The organism is Parvibaculum indicum (genome assembly GCF_011762095.1).
Lineage (GTDB): Bacteria > Pseudomonadota > Alphaproteobacteria > Parvibaculales > Parvibaculaceae > Parvibaculum > Parvibaculum indicum.
In genome coordinates this window covers 65,472-78,232 of record NZ_JAASQO010000015.1, presented here as the reverse complement: position 1 = coordinate 78,232, position 12,761 = coordinate 65,472, and the positions used below count along the sequence as shown (strand labels likewise).

Sequence of the window (12,761 nt, the reverse complement as noted above, 5' to 3'; positions counted from 1 at the left end):
CCATCGCCCAAGGCATCGACACCTTCACTACCAAAGAATGCCGGAACTACTTCGCTGCGGCCGGATATGAATGCGAATGATCGGAAAATGCTCTAGTCATTATGAACATCAATTTGAATTAAATGCACGAAACATAGACAAACAGTGCTTCGCAAAAGGGGGGAGAATGAAAGTAATCTGGCGGCGAGGCCGATGCGGCGTTTGACCCCGCAGGCCCTGGAAGGGGAGATCGATCGCCCCATAAAGGTGATGCCGGATGATCTTCCGGGGCTCCGCGAGGACAGGGTGGTCTCGTGTATGCGCCGCACGCTGAGTAAATGCGGTTTCGTGTCCTTCTATCTGCCCGACCTTCCGGCCGGAGCGCTTGCGGATATCGCCGCCATGGTCGGCGATCCGTTGGACGGCGCGTCGCTGACGACATTCCGGGACGAGACGACGCAGGATACGCTGCGGCTTCTTGCCGACCCGATATGGCAGCCGTCGCCGCCGGAGTTTGCTCTGTTGGCGGCGGGTGAAGGGGCCACTGGCCACGGCGGAGTGATATCCGTTTCCCGCGTCGCGGCCTACGAAGCGCTTTCGCCTGCGATGCGACATTACCTTGCAGGGCTTGAAGCTGTTCATGATGCAGCCCTGCCGCTGGCGGACGCCTGCGAAACGCCGGAGCGATTGCGCTGGCTCGCCTCTCTCCGCGAACGAAATCCGCCGAAACGGAGCGCGCTTTCGGTCCAGCTGGCGGAAAACGGCGCAACGGCACTGGGCGTGAGCCCGGCCTTCACCCGGGCCATTCACGGTGTGCCGGGAGAGGAAGGGCGCGTCGTTCTCGACTATCTCAAGACGCTGTTCGAAGCGCCTGAAGCCCAGCGCCGCATGGAGTGGGACGACGGCCTTGTTTTGTTGTGGAAGCCGAGCGCCGCGCTGCTTTTCCCGTTCGGCGACGACGGTGTATCCTTCCCCGTCTCCTATGCCGCTTTAAAGGGGAAGGATATCCCCGGTTGATCCGGCAGTGGCGGCGGTGCGTATCGGAATGAGAAATCCACCGACACCGTAAAGACAGCAGGACATGACAGAAAGCACCGGAACTGCGCCGATCATTGTCTGGTTCCGTCGCGATCTGCGGATTGCCGACAACCCCGCGCTCGTCGCGGCGGCGGAGGCGGGCGCGCCGATACTTCCATTGTTCATTCTCGACGAACGCGACTTACCGGGCGAGGCGTCCGCCTGGTGGCTTCATGGAAGTCTCTCCTGCCTGTCGGACGCGCTGGAAAAACGCGGCGCGAAGCTGATCCTGAGGCGGGGACGGCCGGAAGACGAACTCACGGCCCTGGTGAAAGAGACCGGTGCCATGTCGGTTTTCTGGAACAGGTGTTACGAACCCGCCGCCATTGAGCGGGACAGGACCCTCGAATCCTCGCTGGTCGAAGCGGGTATTGGTGTGAAGAATTTCGCAGCCTCGCTGCTGGCCGAACCATGGCAGGTAAAAACGAAGACCGGCGATGCCTACAAGGTCTTCACGCCTTTCTGGAAAGCGCTGTCCGCATCCGGGCCGTTCGGCACACCTTTGGCGCAGCCGCGCAAGCTGAAAGGTGGAGGCGGTCCGCCGTCGGACAGGCTGGACGACTGGCAGCTCCGCCCGTCCTCGCCGGACTGGGCGGGCGGCATGAGGGAGTGCTGGACCCCGGGCGAGAAGGGCGCGCATGAACGGTTGCGTCATTTCCTTGAGAATGCCGCGAGCGATTACAGGGAAAAACGCGATCTACCGGGCATGGAGGGAACCTCGCGGCTTTCGCCGCATCTGCGCTGGGGCGAAATTTCTCCCCGCCAGATATGGACGGCGATCGAGGCGCATCGCGGCGACGATCCATCTGCCGGAATGTCGCTCGACGCATTTCTCTCCGAGGTGGCCTGGCGCGATTTCGCCTATCACCTGATCTATCACTGGCCGTCCATCGCGGATGAAAACTGGAAACCGGCCTTCGATGCATTTCCATGGTCCGACGACGATGAGGCGTTTCGGCGTTGGAGTGCTGGAAGGACCGGCTATCCCATTGTCGATGCGGGGATGCGCGAACTTTGGCAGACCGGATGGATGCACAACCGTGTCCGCATGATCGCGGCTTCCTTCCTGCTGAAGGATCTTCTCATTCACTGGAAGCGCGGCGCAGCGTGGTTCGAGGATACGCTGGTCGATGCCGATCTCGCGGTGAACCGGGCGAGTTGGCAATGGGTGGCAGGTTCCGGTGCGGATGCGGCACCCTATTTTCGTATCTTCAATCCCGTTTTGCAGGGCGAGAAGTTCGATCCGCGAGGCGACTATGTCAGGCGATATGTGCCGGAGCTGGCAGGGCTCGAGACGAAATATATTCACAAGCCCTGGGAAGCGCCGTCCGCCATGTTGGACGAGGCCGGTATCGTTTTGGGCAAGACTTATCCCCGCCCCATCGTCGATCATCGCGAGGCAAGACAACGCGCGCTGGATGCCTATGAAGAGGTGAAACGGGCCGGCTGAAACGGCGGGGTGAGAACCGGAAAACGCCTGTCGCTGCGGGCCTCCCCATGGGGTCCTGACTGGGGCGGCGCGCTATGGGCATTCCCCGGTCCTCTCACTCTTCTACGCAAGGCCGCATGTTCCGGTTCACATGCCGGCTTTGCGGCGGGACAGAAAAAACTGGGAAAGCGCGATGCTGGCCGCGGCCATGGCATTGAGCGATTCAACCTTGCCGCTGGTCGGAATGGCAAGGCGTTCCATTTCGAGACTTTTCGGGACTCCCCGGCCTTCTTCGCCCAGGACCAGACGAAGATTTCCAGGCCAGACGAACGACGTCATATCGGTACCGTGCCCGTCCAGCGCAAAGATCGGGCCCCGGGCATCGTCGAGCGCTTCCCAGCTTGAAGCCGTCTCCAGCTGCAGCTCGAAGATAGCATTGGACCCGGCCCTCAGGGCGCGGGGATGAAACGGGTGAGCGCATTCCGGCATCAGAATGAGACGGCTGACATTGAAGGCGGCCGCGGAGCGGACAAGCGCACCCAGATTGTTCGGATCGGAGAGCGCGCAAACCAGTTCCAGTCCTTGCGGCGCGGCGGAAAGATCGGTCTTCGGCATTTCCGGCACCCGGCCAACAAGCAGAGCAAAGCCGGTGCCGGCAAGGTCCAGCCGTTCGAAAATGGCTTTCGGTACGAGTACCCGTGCCATTTCGTCGGGAATGGCGGCATCTCTTAGCGCGGTCTCGTCGGCGGCGATGATGGTTTCGAATTGTGCCGGCCAGCGTTTCAGCGCTTCCGGCACGGTTTTCCGGCCAGCCAGCAGGAAGCGACCGCTCTTTCGGATAGCTCTTGGTTCGGCAAGCCCGAGCCAGAGCTTTACGCGCGGGTTCTGGGCGCTTTCCAGATATTCGATCTTCCTCATGCTTCATGCGAGTAGCACATTCGGGCGTTTCCGTCCGCATGGCTCTTGAGCTCTCACGAAAAAAGGGCGCCCGGAGGGCGCCCTGTGAGATGCGGCTGATCGATCTGCCGTCAGAAGTTGAAGCCAACGCCGACCGTGTGCTGCCAGAGCCCACGCTCGGAGTCGCTGCTGAGGTTATCCACGTCATCGAAGGTGAACTGATACTCGGTCTGGGCGAAGACGAAGGTGTTCTCGTCCGCATAGTATTTAAGGCCGGCTTCGGGGCCCGCAGCGAACGTATCGTTAAAATTGTCGCCATAGATGGCGCCGACGCTCAGGCCCAGATAAGGACGGAATTTTTCCAGATCGAAGACGTAGTCGGCAAAGCCGCGCGTCGAGCCGCCCCACTGGTCACGGCCGTTTTGGGGGTCGGTCCAGTTAACGCTCTGACGAAGGCCGATGGCCACATTGTCGGTGAGATATTTGGCGAGGCTGCCGCTGATGCCGAACGTATTGTTGTCGAAGTCCTTGTTGCTGTAGCCCGAGCCGGACAGGGTGAACTCCGTGTCGCCGGCTTTCGGTCCGTAGTTCTCGGTGTCGACATTGGCCGTGTTCATCTGGGCGAATGCAGCCGTCGGCGCCAGAGCCAGCGCGAGAGCGGTGATCGCAGTTTTCATCATGTCCTGTTTCCTCTTCTTATCGCTCGGCCGGTCGTTTTCGATCGGGCCCTTGCGAAGGATGAGTTTTCGCGGCCGCAATTCGCGTCGCCGCTGACGGCATTTCACTAGCTCTTGAGTGTGACGGCGGGGAGGAATGCGGAAGGCGGAAATAAGGAGATGTTGCGATGCCAACGACATATTTGTTGTTTGGCGACAACAATCGAGACGTTACGGGAAGGGGGCGTGTGATATCGGAAAATATTGGTTCGTATACGGTAAATCGAGCCGGTGCGAACGACAGGACGGCTGTCAGTTCCGCCAGAAATCGGGCAGGAACAGGATATAGACGGTTGTCAGTTCAAGCCGGCCCAGTAGCATCGCGATGCACAGCAGCCATTTCGCAGGATCGGAAATCGAGGCGAAATTGGTGCCGGGACCAACGATGGGGCCAAGGCCCGGTCCCGCATTGGCCATGGCGGTGGCGACGGCGCTGCCGGAGGAGAGAAAGTCGAGGCCCGTGAGCATGAGCAGGGTCGAAACCACACCCCATGTCAGAATGTACATGAAGAAGAAGTTGCGTACCGACGAAACCATTTCGTCATCCACGGCTTTGTCGCCGTAGCGCGGCACGATCATGCGATGGGGGGCGATATTCCGCTTCAGATGTACGGCGAAAGACCTGAAGAGGATTTGCCAGCGGAAGATCTTGATGGACCCGGCGGTGGATCCGGCGCAGCCGCCGATAAATATCAGCAACAGGAACAACGCATGGGCGCCTGTGCCCCATCGTCCGAAATCCGTAGATGCAAAGCCCGTATCGGTAAGGACGGAGGTGACGTTGAATGCCGCCTCCCGCAGCGCATGCCAGAATCCATCGGGGCTCGACGAGATGCGCCAGAAGGTGACGGCAAGAATGGCGGTCGCTAGGGTCAGCAGAAAGGCGGGCACCTGCTTTTCCCGGCGCCATGCGCGCCGTCCGTCTTTGACGAGCATGGCGTAGAAAACAAGCGGCAATGCGCCCGCCGCCATGAATACGATGAGCACCAGTTCGATCGGTACGGAATGATAGAAACCTATCGAAGCGTCCCTGGTTGAAAAGCCGCCCGTCGCCAGCGTGGCCATGGCATGATTGATCGCATCGAACGGCGTCATGCCGACAACGACGAGGCAGATGGCACAGGCAAAAGTCAGCGCTGCATAAATGACGACGGTCAGGGACGCGATCTGATAGATGCGCGGCGCGACTTTCTCGGAGATGTCGGAGGATTCCGACCGGAAGAGCTGCATGCCGCCGACACGTAACAGCGGCAGCATGAAGATCGCCACGACGATAATGCCGACGCCGCCGATCCATTGCAGCAGCGAACGCCAGAACAAAAGTCCCGGCGCCATGGTGTCGAGTCCCGTTAGCACCGTGGCGCCCGTCGTGGTGAGGCCCGATACGGTCTCGAAGACGGCATCGGCGAGCGACAGGTGAAGCGAGCTGAATATGAGCGGCAAGGATCCGAAGGCGCTCACCGCAAGCCAGCTTCCCGCCGTCAACAGAAAGCCCTCCCGCGCCCGGATGTGAACATGGGGAGATCGGAAGGCGAGGATCATCGAACCGCCCGTATAGGCGGTGAGCCCGGCCGAGGCGACGAAGACACGCCAGTCCATATCGCCTGATGCATAATCGACCATGGCCGGCAGCAACATGGTGCCGGCCAAGACGCACAAGAGCAGGCCGATGACGTAAAGCACGGTTCTGAGCATGGCCTTTTGCCCGATACTGATTTTCGGTGCGCGCGACGGGAGGCTCGCTCTGGGGCCTATGCCCCGGCCCGGGGCACGACCGCGTGTCAGGTGCCCTCATTCCCGGGTGGAATTAATGAGCGGGCCTCAACAGGGTTCAAGTGAAAAAAGGCTCATGTGACAGCCGGATGCCGGACTGGGTCAGGATTCATCGTTGCCCGAGCCCCGGCAATTGCCTTGAACAGGCTGTCGGGAAGACAATTGGAGGGCTGGAAGCACGGAAAATGGTGCTGCTGGACAGGATTGAACTGTCGACCTCTCCCTTACCAAGGGAGTGCTCTACCACTGAGCTACAGCAGCCCGGAGCCGGGATGGGTGATCCGCGGAAAGTCTAGCCTTCTTTTGGTAAACGGAAAGCTGACCGGCGACGCAACCGGGCGGTGTGCGAAGTGCGCGGAAACTGCCACATGCCCCGATTATCTGCAACCCTGTAAAAGGGCCATGGGGCCTCTCCGCGCCGGGAATGCCGTCCCCGGTTGACGCCGCCGCGGCTTCGCCCCTAAATCCCGCCCGGAAGGGGCCCGTTTGGCCCGAAAGGAAAGCCCCAAGCGATGAACAAGACCTCCAGAACGAATATGAGCGGCCGTGCCCCCAACGGCAAAGGTACCGACCGGGCGAACCAGGCCAGGGACGCCAAGGCCAAGCAGGCACGGCTCGCCGAGGCCCTGCGGGAAAACCTGAAGAAGCGCAAATCCCAAAGCCGGGGACGCAAGGCCGCGGACGAAGAGTGATCCGGGCCCCGTCCGCGCAGGCGTGGGAAGGGCGGTAGGCGGCGTCAGGCTCCGGTTGTCGCCATGATCTGCCTCCCGGGCGTCATGTCCCCGACATGATGAGGCCGCACTGGTCCGGTACTTGCCGGGTCGGCCAATGGGAAGCGGGGGAAGTCCCTTTTCGTGACTCAGCCCGGCCACCTCATCTATAAGACAAGTCAGCGATCGGATCGGAACGGCAGATGGACAGCATTCACATTCGGGGCGGCAATCGCCTGACCGGCGATATCCCTATTTCAGGCGCAAAGAACGCGGCCCTGCCTCTGATGACGGCTGCCCTGCTGACCGATGAGACGGTAAAATTCCACAATATGCCCCAGCTCACCGATGTGCAGACGCTGGGCAAGCTGCTGAACGTGCTGGGCGCCGAGCTGGAACCCGAAATCGCCGGTCATAGCTATACGCTGTCCATCACCACGCCCGACATCGTGTCGACCACCGCTCCCTATGAGATCGTCTCGCGGATCCGGGCGAGTTTCTGGGTGCTGGGGCCGCTGCTCGCGCGCTGCGGCAAGGCGCGGGTGTCTCTGCCCGGCGGCTGCGCCATCGGTGCGCGGCCGGTGGACCTCTATATCAAGGGCCTTCAGAAGATGGGCGCGCAGATCGATCTGGTGGACGGCTATGTGGTCGCCGCCGCGCCGGACGGTCTCAAGGGCGCGCTCATCCGTTCTCCGGTCGTCTCGGTCGGAGCCACGCATACGCTGCTGATGGCCGCGACCCTTGCCGAGGGAGAAACCATCCTCGAAAACGCCGCTCGCGAGCCGGAGGTGACCGATGTCGCCAACTGCCTCGTGTCCATGGGCGCGAAGATCGACGGGATCGGGACCTCCACCCTGCGCATTCAGGGCGTCGACAGGCTCCATGGCACCACCCATCATGTGGTCGCGGACAGGATCGAGGCGGGAACCTACGCCATCGCCGCTGCCATGACCGGCGGCGATGTGACATTGAAAAATGCCGATGCCTCCACCTTCGAGGCGGCGCTGGTCGCCATGCGCGCGGCGGGCGTCGAGGTGGAAAGCCGTCAGGGAGAAGTGCGTGTCGCCCGCAATGGGACGCGGCTTCAGGCCACCGATGTGGTGACACAGGTCTTCCCCGGTTTCCCGACCGATCTGCAGGCGCAGTTCATGGCGCTGATGACCACGGCGGAGGGCGAGTCGGAAATCACCGAGACGATTTTCGAGAACCGCTTCATGCATGTGCAGGAGCTGGCCCGTTTCGGCGCGGATATCTCGCTGCATGGCGATAAGGCGCTGGTCCATGGCGTGGAAAAGCTGAAAGGCGCCCCCGTCATGGCGAGCGACCTGCGCGCATCCGCGGCGCTGATCATTGCGGGCCTTGCCGCCGAAGGCGAAACGGTGATCAATCGCGTCTATCACCTCGACCGGGGGTTTGAGCGTATAGAAGAAAAGCTCGGCGCCTGCGGAGCCGAGATCTGGCGCGAGAAAGCCTCCTGACGTGATCGCGATGGAGATAGCATGAGCGAAGAATTGCGGCTTTCGGCACAGGATGCCGAAGACCTGGAAGTGATTTCCGCGCAGATGCAGGATGCGGTGCTGAAAGTGGGCGATCTGGCTCATCTTCCCGGCAAGCGACGCTTTGCGCTGGTCGCGAACCGCTTCCGCTGGGAGGCGGAGGTGAAGTGGCGCGGCTGGTTCGCCAAAGGCCGGCACGAACGGGTCCGCACGGGGCTTCATTTCGAGAATGTGATGAAGGTCCGGACGCGCAACATCGCACAGGACAAGCCCGACGGCGTGCTGAACCTGCTCGCCATCCGTTTCGAGGAAACCGACACGCCGGCCGGTGTCGTCACGCTGGTGTTCTCCGGCGGCGGGGAAATTCGGCTGGACGTGGAAGCGCTCGAAGCCCATTTATCCGATCTGGGGCTGAAGCGGGAAACCCCGCTCGCGCCCAGACATGAAGATTGACGGCATGACACGAACGGACGGATTGAATGATGGCCCAGCGCCTCGATAGTACCGATACGGATTTCGATGCGCGATTTGCCGAACTTCTGACGGCAAAGCGCGAAGCCTCCGTCGATGTGAACGAAACCGTGACGGAGATCATTGCCGATGTCCGTAAGCGCGGCGACGAAGCCGTGGTCGACTACACGCGCAAATTCGACCGTTTGCCCGGCATCACGCCCGAGACGCTCGCCATTCCCGCCGCCGACATCGATGCTGCGACCGCGGCCTGCGTGCCGGAAACGGTCGAGGCGCTGAAGATGGCTGCGGAGCGCATCGCGGCCTATCACCGGCGGCAATTGCCCGAAAATGCCCGCTTCACCGATCCGCAGGGCGTGGAACTCGGCCACCGCTGGACGCCTGTGGGCGCGGTAGGGCTTTATGTGCCGGGCGGCACGGCAAATTATCCAAGCTCGGTTCTGATGAATGCGATCCCAGCGAAAGTCGCAGGCGTGGAGCGCATCGTCATGGTGGTGCCGACGCCGGACGGGGTGGTGAATCCGCTCGTGCTGGCCGCGGCGAAGCTCGCAGGCATTTCCGAAGTTTATCGCATCGGCGGTGCGCAGGCCGTCGCCGCGCTGGCCTATGGCACTAACGCCATCGCGCCGGTGGACAAGATCGTCGGTCCCGGCAATGCCTTTGTCGCGGCGGCCAAGCGGCAGGTCTTCGGTACGGTCGGCATCGACATGATCGCAGGGCCTTCGGAAATCCTGGTCGTCGCCGATGGCGAGAACGACCCGGACTGGATCGCGGCGGACCTGTTGAGCCAAGCCGAACACGATGCCAGCTCGCAAAGCATTCTGATCACGGACGATGTCGCTTTCGCTGACAGGGTGGAAGAGGCCGTCGCCCGTCAGCTCGAGGCCTTGCCGCGCCGGGAGACGGCCACGCAGAGCTGGGACGAGTTCGGCGCCGTCATCACGGTCGCCGCGCTGGAAGACGCCGTGCCGCTGGTGGACCGGCTTGCGCCGGAGCACCTGGAAATCGCCACCGGCGATCCGGATGCGCTGGCCGAGCGGATTTCCAATGCTGGCGCCATTTTCCTCGGGCGCTATACGCCGGAAGCGGTGGGCGATTATGTGGCGGGAACGAATCACGTCCTGCCCACGGCTCGCAGCGCGCGCTTTTCGTCCGGCCTTAACGTGCTCGACTATATGAAGCGGACCTCGCTGGTCCGCTGCGATGCGGCCTCGCTCGCGGCGATCGGCCCGGCGGCGGTGGCGTTGGCCGATGCGGAAGGACTTCAGGCGCATGGCCGCTCCGTTTCCATCCGGCTCAACCGCTGAGTTTCGACCGCAGAGCCTGTCCGCGCCGATGCGATGCGCATCGGGCCTCGCATCGCAAGTGCGATTGGGCTTAGAGTACCCCCTATGAGCGACCGGAGCGCAGAAGGCGGAATGGAAGAGGCGGCATCGTCCCCCGAGCGGGATGCGCGCTATCGTATTGTCGATCTCGCCCTGGACGAGACCTCCGTCGTGCGCCGCAGTCCCGATGTCGAGCATGAGCGCAAGGTCGCGATTTTCGACCTGCTGGAAGAAAATCTCTTCATGCCTGTCGGCAGCGATGGCGGTCCCTACCGCCTGCGCCTGTCGGTGGAGGAAAACCGGCTTATTTTCGATATCCGTCTGGAAGGTGACGAGGAGCATGGCAAGGTCATGCTTTCGCTGACCCCGTTCCGACGGATCATCAAGGATTATTTCCTGATCTGCGAAAGCTATTACGACGCGATCAAAAGCGCCGCGCCGGCCCAGATCGAGGCGATCGATATGGGACGCCGGGGGCTGCACAATGAAGGCTCGACGCTGCTGAAGGAACGCCTTTCCGGCAAGATCGATATGGATTTCGACACGGCCCGGCGTCTCTTCACGCTTATTTGCGTTCTCCACATCAAGGGCTGAGTCATGGCTAAGGAGGACAAACAGCCGGGCTCGGTGCTTTTCATCTGCAATCTCAATGCAATTCGCTCGCCCATGGCCGAGGGGTTGGTGAAGGCGCTCTATCCGGGGCGGATTTTCACGCAATCGGCGGGCGTAACCCCGGGCGATCCCGACCCCTTCGCAGCGGAAGTGATGATCGAGCAGGGGATCGACATATCCGGCCATGAACCGCGAGGCCTGGACGATCTCGACGACATCACTTCCTACGATCTCATCATTGCCCTGACCCAGGAAGCGAGACAGGAAGCCGAAGAGGCCACCCGCTCCGCCGCCACGGAAGTCGAATATTGGGATGTCGTGGACCCGCTGGCCACCCCAACGGGCGGCAGCCGCGAACGCCGCCTCGTCGCCTATCGCGAATTGCGCGACCAGCTCAAGCGCCTGATCGAAAAGCGCTTCGGGCGAGCGGCGCGGCGCGTGGGGTAGGGAGCGGATCGTCTTCCTTGCCGCCCTACTCGTATCGGAGTGGGCAAGGCATGGGCCGGTCGCATTCTCGACACATGATGTCCTATACTGTGGGTACACGGGGTACGCCGAGCGACCGGGAGGAAATCCACGCATGAACAATGTTTTCACGGTGGTTGCCGCCGCCATTCTAGGTGTTGGAATAGCGCTGGGCGGTTTTTTTGGCGGGCAGGGCCTTGTCGAGTCGCGGCTGGGCGACCGTTCCGTCACGGTGAAGGGGCTGTCCGAGCGCGACGTGAAAGCCGACCTCGCCCTCTGGCCCATTCGTTTCGTGGCGACGGGCGGCAATGTCGAGGGCGTTCAGGCCCAGATCGCGGTGAGTACGAAGGCGGTCGTCAAATTCCTCAAGAACAAGGGCTTTTCCGACGATGAAATCTCGGTGGAAAGCCCCGAAGTGACCGACCGCATGGCGCAGGCCTACCGTTCCGGTCCGGTGGATGTCCGGTTCATCATCAGCCAGCTCGTCATGGTGCGCTCCACGGATGTGGAAAAGGTGGCGACCGCGAACCGCTCGGCCGGCGATCTGGTGTCGGCCGGTATCGTGCTATCCAGCGACCGCGGGCCGAGCCGCCCCTCCTATCTCTTCAAGAGCCTCAACAAGGTGAAGGGAGAGATGATCGAGGAAGCGATGAGCCGGGCCAAGCAGGCGGCCGAGACCTTCGCCAGCGATTCCGGCACGAGGCTCAACGGCATCCGCCGCGCCTATCAGGGGCAGTTCCAGATCCTGCCGCGTGACAATGCGCCGGGAATTCAGCAGAGCGAGCAGATCGAAAAGACGGTGCGCGTCGTCTCGACCATCGAATATCTGCTGGCGAATTGAGCCTTTCCGACGGATTTGTCGCCTTTTTGGGTGTGCTTTGCTGCCCCTGCGAAAAGAGGCGGCAAGCGGTACTTGATTTCGGGCGTCTTTCTGACCATTCTTCGGCCAAATTTCAAAGGGTTGTGAATGGCGAAGGAAGAAACACTCGAATTCGAGGGGGTCGTGATCGAACTCCTCCCGAATGCCACTTTCCGGGTGAAGCTGGAAAATGATCACGAGATCATTGCCCACACGGCAGGCAAGATGCGCAAGAATCGCATCCGCGTGCTGGCGGGGGACAAGGTGCTCGTCGAAATGACGCCCTATGATCTGACCAAGGGCCGGATTACCTACCGATTCAAGTGAGCGTCGCCCCGCATAGTGCGAACGCTTCCGACGGCGCGCGCCGCAGGCTGGTTCTGGCCAGTGCCTCGCCGCGCCGCCTCGCTCTCCTGGCACAAATCGGCATTGCGCCCGACGCGGTGATCCCGTCGGACATCGACGAGACACCCTTGCGCGACGAGGCGCCGCGCGCCCATGCCGGCAGGCTGGCGCGGGAAAAAGCGCAGGCCGTGGTCGTCGCCGAGCCGGAAGCCTTCGTGCTGGCGGCGGATACGGTCGTTGCCTGCGGACGGCGCATTCTTCCCAAAACGCTCGATCGGGCGGAAGCCGAACGCTGCCTGCGGCTTCTGTCGGGCCGTGCGCACAGGGTCTATACCGGGCTTTGTCTTGCCGGCGATGGCGCGGTCAGTTGCCGCGTCGTGACGACGAGGGTCGGCATGAAACGTCTTTCGGAGACGGAAATTGCCGCCTATCTCGATAGCGGCGAGTGGGACGGCAAGGCAGGGGGCTACGCGATTCAGGGACTTGCCGCAGCGTTTGTGCGTGAAATCGCGGGATCCTATTCATCCGTGGTCGGCCTGCCGCTCTATGAAACGGCGCAATTGCTGACCGGCCGGGGCTATCGGGTCCTTTCGCCGCATCTATGAAC

14 protein-coding genes and 1 tRNA gene are annotated in these 12,761 nt (G+C 62.0%); 11 read left to right on the top strand and 4 right to left on the bottom strand.

What is annotated here, in order from left to right:
• The first annotated feature begins 192 nt into the window (after positions 1-192).
• Together FHS78_RS16550 and FHS78_RS16545 are read left to right on the top strand one after the other, a co-directional pair.
• Positions 193-996 carry a TauD/TfdA dioxygenase family protein gene (locus FHS78_RS16550; RefSeq protein WP_167095484.1) on the top strand — a complete coding sequence of 268 codons (804 nt, stop codon included), beginning with the start codon at positions 193-195 and terminating at the stop codon, positions 994-996.
• 64 nt (positions 997-1,060) lie between these two features.
• Complete coding sequence (locus FHS78_RS16545; RefSeq protein WP_167095483.1) at positions 1,061-2,506, top strand: cryptochrome/photolyase family protein; 1,446 nt, start codon at positions 1,061-1,063, stop codon at positions 2,504-2,506.
• Between the two features lie 126 nt (positions 2,507-2,632).
• Here the strand turns inward: FHS78_RS16545 and FHS78_RS16540 are convergent, their stop codons facing one another.
• From FHS78_RS16540 to FHS78_RS16525, 4 genes are all read right to left on the bottom strand, one after another.
• Complete coding sequence (locus FHS78_RS16540) at positions 2,633-3,403, bottom strand: TrmH family RNA methyltransferase (protein WP_167095482.1); 771 nt, start codon at positions 3,401-3,403, stop codon at positions 2,633-2,635.
• 110 nt (positions 3,404-3,513) lie between these two features.
• The gene (locus FHS78_RS16535; RefSeq protein ID WP_167095481.1) at positions 3,514-4,062 is read right to left on the bottom strand and encodes a porin family protein; all 549 of its coding nucleotides are present in this window, start codon (positions 4,060-4,062) and stop codon (positions 3,514-3,516) included.
• Between the two features lie 288 nt (positions 4,063-4,350).
• On the bottom strand, positions 4,351-5,793 hold the full coding sequence (locus FHS78_RS16530) for a TrkH family potassium uptake protein (RefSeq protein ID WP_167095480.1): 1,443 nt from the start codon (positions 5,791-5,793) through the stop codon (positions 4,351-4,353).
• Between the two features lie 264 nt (positions 5,794-6,057).
• Positions 6,058-6,132 (bottom strand) — tRNA-Thr (locus FHS78_RS16525).
• Positions 6,133-6,383: 251 nt separating this feature from the next.
• Between FHS78_RS16525 and FHS78_RS16520 the strand changes: the two genes are divergently transcribed.
• From FHS78_RS16520 to FHS78_RS16480, 9 genes are all read left to right on the top strand, one after another.
• Complete coding sequence (locus tag FHS78_RS16520; protein WP_167095424.1) at positions 6,384-6,563, top strand: hypothetical protein; 180 nt, start codon at positions 6,384-6,386, stop codon at positions 6,561-6,563.
• 221 nt (positions 6,564-6,784) lie between these two features.
• The gene (murA, locus tag FHS78_RS16515; protein WP_167095479.1) at positions 6,785-8,059 is read left to right on the top strand and encodes a UDP-N-acetylglucosamine 1-carboxyvinyltransferase; all 1,275 of its coding nucleotides are present in this window, start codon (positions 6,785-6,787) and stop codon (positions 8,057-8,059) included.
• Between the two features lie 21 nt (positions 8,060-8,080).
• Positions 8,081-8,530, top strand: a complete 450-nt coding sequence (locus FHS78_RS16510) for a DUF2948 family protein (protein ID WP_167095478.1) — start codon at positions 8,081-8,083, stop codon at positions 8,528-8,530.
• A 29-nt stretch (positions 8,531-8,559) separates the two neighbouring features.
• Complete coding sequence (gene hisD / locus FHS78_RS16505; protein WP_167095490.1) at positions 8,560-9,855, top strand: histidinol dehydrogenase; 1,296 nt, start codon at positions 8,560-8,562, stop codon at positions 9,853-9,855.
• 111 nt (positions 9,856-9,966) lie between these two features.
• On the top strand, positions 9,967-10,467 hold the full coding sequence (locus tag FHS78_RS16500; RefSeq protein ID WP_246220562.1) for a UPF0262 family protein: 501 nt from the start codon (positions 9,967-9,969) through the stop codon (positions 10,465-10,467).
• Positions 10,468-10,470: 3 nt separating this feature from the next.
• Positions 10,471-10,932: an arsenate-mycothiol transferase ArsC gene (locus FHS78_RS16495; RefSeq protein ID WP_167095476.1), complete on the top strand. Its 462-nt coding sequence runs from the start codon at positions 10,471-10,473 to the stop codon at positions 10,930-10,932.
• 133 nt (positions 10,933-11,065) lie between these two features.
• Positions 11,066-11,791: an SIMPL domain-containing protein gene (locus FHS78_RS16490; protein ID WP_167095475.1), complete on the top strand. Its 726-nt coding sequence runs from the start codon at positions 11,066-11,068 to the stop codon at positions 11,789-11,791.
• A gap of 126 nt (positions 11,792-11,917) precedes the next feature.
• The gene (infA, locus tag FHS78_RS16485) at positions 11,918-12,136 is read left to right on the top strand and encodes a translation initiation factor IF-1 (RefSeq protein ID WP_167095474.1); all 219 of its coding nucleotides are present in this window, start codon (positions 11,918-11,920) and stop codon (positions 12,134-12,136) included.
• Positions 12,133-12,759 (top strand): Maf family protein, encoded by a 627-nt coding sequence (locus FHS78_RS16480; protein ID WP_343042001.1) that lies wholly within the window; start codon positions 12,133-12,135, stop codon positions 12,757-12,759. Before infA ends, FHS78_RS16480 begins: the two co-directional genes overlap by 4 nt.
• Positions 12,760-12,761: the final 2 nt, after the last annotated feature.

Bases quoted from the DNA above. Each gene is read 5' to 3' on its own strand.
- FHS78_RS16500 (WP_246220562.1), top strand. From the start codon at position 9,967: ATGGAAGAGGCGGCATCGTCCCCCGAGCGGGATGCGCGCTATCGTATT.
- infA (WP_167095474.1), top strand. From the start codon at position 11,918: ATGGCGAAGGAAGAAACACTCGAATTCGAGGGGGTCGTGATCGAACTC.
- FHS78_RS16540 (WP_167095482.1), bottom strand. From the start codon at position 3,403: ATGAGGAAGATCGAATATCTGGAAAGCGCCCAGAACCCGCGCGTAAAG.
- FHS78_RS16520 (WP_167095424.1), top strand. From the start codon at position 6,384: ATGAACAAGACCTCCAGAACGAATATGAGCGGCCGTGCCCCCAACGGC.
- FHS78_RS16535 (WP_167095481.1), bottom strand. From the start codon at position 4,062: ATGATGAAAACTGCGATCACCGCTCTCGCGCTGGCTCTGGCGCCGACG.
- FHS78_RS16490 (WP_167095475.1), top strand. From the start codon at position 11,066: ATGAACAATGTTTTCACGGTGGTTGCCGCCGCCATTCTAGGTGTTGGA.
- murA (WP_167095479.1), top strand. From the start codon at position 6,785: ATGGACAGCATTCACATTCGGGGCGGCAATCGCCTGACCGGCGATATC.
- FHS78_RS16550 (WP_167095484.1), top strand. From the start codon at position 193: ATGCGGCGTTTGACCCCGCAGGCCCTGGAAGGGGAGATCGATCGCCCC.
- FHS78_RS16495 (WP_167095476.1), top strand. From the start codon at position 10,471: ATGGCTAAGGAGGACAAACAGCCGGGCTCGGTGCTTTTCATCTGCAAT.
- FHS78_RS16530 (WP_167095480.1), bottom strand. From the start codon at position 5,793: ATGCTCAGAACCGTGCTTTACGTCATCGGCCTGCTCTTGTGCGTCTTG.
- FHS78_RS16545 (WP_167095483.1), top strand. From the start codon at position 1,061: ATGACAGAAAGCACCGGAACTGCGCCGATCATTGTCTGGTTCCGTCGC.
- FHS78_RS16510 (WP_167095478.1), top strand. From the start codon at position 8,081: ATGAGCGAAGAATTGCGGCTTTCGGCACAGGATGCCGAAGACCTGGAA.
- hisD (WP_167095490.1), top strand. From the start codon at position 8,560: ATGGCCCAGCGCCTCGATAGTACCGATACGGATTTCGATGCGCGATTT.